At 62.1% G+C, this 4,730-nt stretch carries 3 protein-coding genes and 1 pseudogene; all 4 read left to right on the top strand.

Annotation, left to right across the window (positions count from 1 at the left end):
* Window positions 1–504 (top strand): ExeA family protein (locus tag ACT3TS_RS19340; RefSeq protein ID WP_444533160.1); only part of this gene is annotated, 504 nt, incomplete at its 5' end.
* Between the two features lie 680 nt (window positions 505–1,184).
* Window positions 1,185–1,544 (top strand): annotated as a pseudogene (locus ACT3TS_RS19335) (IS110 family transposase); the annotation flags it as partial.
* Window positions 1,545–1,620: 76 nt separating this feature from the next.
* Window positions 1,621–2,883, top strand: a complete 1,263-nt coding sequence (locus ACT3TS_RS19330) for a tyrosine-type recombinase/integrase (RefSeq protein ID WP_444533159.1) — start codon at window positions 1,621–1,623, stop codon at window positions 2,881–2,883.
* A partial coding sequence (locus tag ACT3TS_RS19325; RefSeq protein WP_444533158.1) for a hypothetical protein occupies window positions 2,880–4,730 on the top strand: 1,851 nt, incomplete at its 3' end. The genes ACT3TS_RS19330 and ACT3TS_RS19325, both read left to right, overlap by 4 nt.

Raw genomic sequence — 4,730 nt, 5'->3', positions numbered from 1 at the left:
TTCTTCTCCGGCGCCTTGGCCGCCCAAGCAGCGTCCCTGCTTGCCGGAGAACTCGATGAACGCTCCCGCCTGCCCGTGATCGTCATCGATGAAGCACACCTGCTCAGCAACGACGACCTCGAAGCGCTCAGGATGCTTTCGAACGTTTCCATGGATACGGAGTCGCACTTCGCATTACTGCTCATCGGCCAACCCACCCTGCGGCGCCGCCTGAAACTAGCTGTCATGGCTGCCCTGGACCAACGCATCGGCACACGGTTCACCATCGGCGGCATGACCCTGGAAGACACCGGTGACTACATCAAAAGCCACCTCAGCTTCGCCAACCGACCCGACCCACTCTTCTCCGAGGACGCCATCACCGTCATTCACCAAGCCTCCCGCGGCTACCCGCGCACCATCAACAACCTCGCCATCGCCGCTCTCATGGCCACCCGCTCCACAAAAGGCGCGATCGTGGACCAAGCCGCAGCACAATCAGCAGTCAGTGAATTCAGCGAATAACACCCCGGCAGCACTGACGATCGCGCCGCCACCATGACAACGAACGCCCCGCCAGGAAAATCTTGGCGGGGCGTTTTCATATCCAACTCATCGTCAAACCCGGTGGCGGCCCCATCGTCAAACAAAGCGACGGTCAACACTCGGTCCAAATTCATCAACGTCTACCTGACTTGTGCAGGCCCGGAAACATTTTCATCAAAGTTTCTGGCATTGGACGATTCGAGTTGCCTTGCCTTGCCTTGCCCTGAAGACGATGTAGTTCCTTCAAAGAATCAATGTGAGGTTAGTTCTGTAAAGACCTACGAACTCGGTATTGAGTCGGCGAACGACCAGAAATGGGGAATATCAATTACCGAAACACTGGGCGGCCGGAGAGATTCACCGTGACGACAGAGCCGAGGCTGGCATCGCGCGCCAGTTGTAATGACGAGTCTGGTCGTCACAATGACACCCCCAACGACCCCCGTTACCTTTTAAGTAGCCCCTAAACGAGTAATAATTGGGGTTGTTGGCCTGTCGGTCCCGGCATGATTAACTCCCCCAGTCGTTGATGATCCGGGGGGGTGTTGTCACCGGGATTCGATAGGCGCCAGGGGATCGCTAATGGGGACCGGACCAGCACAGGGAACGAGCGTGTAGGTCAGCCGTAACGTGGATGCCGAGCCTTGCCGCCGCAGGACATGCCAACAGCAGTTTCACAGGACACTATTTCTGGGAGGTTTGCGTTGATTAAGAACCATGAGCAAGTCGATATCTTCATCGGTGTTGACGTCGGCAAGAGCGATCACCACGCGGTAGCTATCGACCGTGCTGGCAAGAAAATCCTTGACCGGGCACTGCCCCAAGACGAGAAGAAACTCCGCGCCATTATCAAGGCGGTCGCCGGCAAAGGGACCGTGCTGCTGGTCGTTGATCAACCCTCAACGATCGGTGCCCTGCCAGTCGCGGTGGCCCAGTCCGAGGGCATACTGGTCGGCTACATCCCGGGGCTGGCGATGCGCCGCATCGCCGATCTGCACCCCGGTGAGGCCAAGACAGATGTGTTAACCGAACTAACCAAACCCAGCGGGGGAAACCATAGCCGGAGCCGGTGGGCATCAGCTAGGTTCTGTTCCCATGGACTACGAAGAGAGCATCCCACAGGATCTGGCCGCGCTGGAGGTGGCTCTGGCGGGTTCCCTGGTTGCGACCGGCGAACCCTTCGAACCGTATCGGCTGGTTGACGATTCGGGGAAGAGCATTGGGCCGGCGGCGGTCTACCTCGCCGAGTTGCTGGCTTGCGGCCGGTCGGTTAAGACGCTGCGCTCCTACGGCATGGACCTGTTGCGGTGGTTTCGGTTCTTGTCTGCGCTCGAGGTTGAGTGGGACCAGGCGACCCGGGTTGAGGCGCGTGACTTCTGCCGTTGGTTGCAGGTGGCCCGGAAACCGGTGCGGCCTCATTGGCGGTATCCGGATGGTGGCGGGCCCGCTTCCGAGGTGACTCGGGGAACTGAAATGGCAGAGCCGGGGCCGGGCACGGTGCCGGACGCCGACCGGTACGCCGCAGTGACGGTTGCGCATTGCGAGAGCGTGTTGCGCAGCTTCTATGACTTCCATCTGGAGACGGGCTCCGGGCCGATGCTCAACCCCTTTCCGCTGGCGCGGGTCCGGGCAGGTTCCAGGGCCCGGGTGCAGCACAACCACGACGAAGGATTTGGCGGCAAACGCGGAGGCCGGTATCGGCCCAAGGTTGTCACCCGGGCGCCCAAGGCGATCCCCGATAAGCAATTCGATCAGTTGTTTGCCAAGCTGGGGTCCTATCGGGACCGGGCCTTGGTGGCGTTCTGGGTCTCGACCGGTGCCCGGGCCTCGGAATTGCTGGGTGCCACGGTGGCTGATGCCGATCCCGGGCAGCAACTGATCACCGTGATCCGCAAGGGCACCGGCGCGCTGCAACCCTTGCCGGCTGCACCGGACGCCTTTGTTTGGTTGCGCCTTTACCAGGCTCAGGTTCAGGGTCTGGTTCCGGCGGGCCGGGATGAGCCGTTGTGGTGGACGTTGCGTCGTCCGTTCAGGGCCTTGACCTATGACGCGGCGCGGGCGATGTTTGACCGGGCGAATACAGCGTTGGGCACGCATTGGTCGTTGCACGACCTTCGGCACACGGCCGCGTACCGGATGGCACGGGACCCGCAGATGCCACTGACAGATGTGCAATGGGTACTCGGCCACGCGTATTTATCGACCACTCAGCGCTATCTAAACCCGGTGACCGAGGAGGTGATTGCTGGAGTGCTGGCCTTCCACGCCCGGCAACTCCTGCGGGATCCCGGCCACACTCCCGCCCCGGATTACCGGCCCGAGAGCATGCAAATCCTCTTCGGGAAGGACCCCTCATGACCAGCAACGACCAGCTGACCGGCACACCGGCGGAGGGCATTACGGCGGCGGACCAAGCAGTGGCAGGCAGGATGGTGGCGCAAACGGGCGCGCAGTTGAAGGCAGGGTTCCCCGCCCGCGAGCTCGAGTCTTCGTGGCCTTCGACGTGCCAGGACCGTGCTGCGGTGCTTGAACGAGTCCTCGCGGCCCCGTTCAGGCTGGAAAACCCCAGTAGCCAGCGACCGCGGAACGCTGGGGTGCGCTCCGTACTGGGCTGGCTCTCCTCCTTCCCCGGTGAGACTTGGCAGCAGCGGTGGCAGGCCAGCGGGGCCGAGGCCTCCTTGGACTGGCGGGATCTGTTCAGCGAGGATTCCGCCAATCGGTGGCCGGCCGGTTCCCCGGCACCGCATCCGAGTCTTGGGTTGTTGGTCCTGATGTGTTCCGACGTGATCCGACCGAGCCTGGGTTGGCTCTTGCGTTTCGCCCCGGTCCGTCGATCGTTGGCCATTGAGATGGCTCGTACGCGCGATGAACAGGCGTTTTCTGCCATGAACCGCACGTGCGTCGACGAAGAAGTTGGCCTGCAATCCGGCCAGCAGGCACTGACCCATATTGCCGTGCTCATGGCAGCAAAAGGAGGGCTTGTTGCGGACGTGGAAGTCGGCGATTGCGTTGAGCTGCTGGAGATCACGGCTGGACTCCCCACGCGTACCAACGGTTTTATCCGCAGCCCGCTGTTCTATCAGCTGCTGCGCTGGCATGGTGTCTTGGGCGAGGAGGCGCCCGCCGCGATTGAAATGTTCTCCGGCAACGGCCAGCCCACCTGTGAACAACTGATCGACCGCTACAACATCAAGTGCCAGCCGGTGCGGGACGTGCTCGTGGATTACTTGCGGGAACGCCAGATAGCCATGGATTTCTCATCATTGCAACGCACGGCCTATTTGGTGGGCAAGTTGTTCTGGGCCGACCTTGAATCCCATCACCCGGGGATCGATTCGCTGAAGCTCCCACGGGACGTCGCGGCTTCTTGGAAGAAGCGGGTCATGACCCGTACCCGCACCAGCACCTCTCCCAACGGCCAACAGGTGCAGCGGACCACGGAACGGCTAGATGGCCGCAGCGTGCTATCGGCGGTGCGCGTCTTCTACCTGGACCTGGCCGAGTGGGCCGATGAGGACCCTGCACGGTGGGGCCCGTGGGCGGTGCGTTGCCCGGTCAATGCCACGGATGTCTCCCACAAGAAAACCCGGTTGGCACGTAAATCCCGGACAGACCAGCGGACCCGCGAACGCCTGCCGGTGTTGCCTGCACTGGTCTCGTGGGTCTACTCCGAACGGGAACGCACCAGCGCGCTGCTCGCGGCCGCCAAACGCACCGACCCCGGCGAACTCTTTACCGCTGAAGGCCAACCAATGCGCCGCTCAGTGATGACGACACCGGGTGGGAAGCACATCTGGGCCGAGCCCCCGGACGGAGGAAAAAGAGTTGACCTCATGTATGAAGAGCACCGCGCTTTCTGGACCTGGGCCATGGTCGAGGTGCTGCGGCACACCGGCATCCGCATCGAGGAACTTTGCGAACTCTCGCACCACAGCCTGATCCAATACCGGCTGCCCGACACCGGCGCACTAATTCCTCTGCTGCAGATAGCCCCCTCCAAGACCGACGCCGAACGAATACTGGTTATCTCACCGGAACTTGCCGATGTCCTTTCCCAGATCGTGTCCCGGATCCGTGCGGGCCAACCCCACGTGCCAGCCGTAGTCTCCTACGACAAGAATGAACGCGTCTTCAACGCACCCCTGCCGCTGCTGTTCCAATGGCGCCGACGCCTGGAAAACCGGGCCGTCTCCGAAACCGCCCTG

Source organism: Specibacter sp. AOP5-B1-6 (assembly GCF_052376555.1).
GTDB lineage: Bacteria > Actinomycetota > Actinomycetes > Actinomycetales > Micrococcaceae > Specibacter.
The sequence above is the reverse complement of the archived record's forward strand: the minus strand, read 5'-3'. Positions and strand labels throughout refer to the sequence as shown.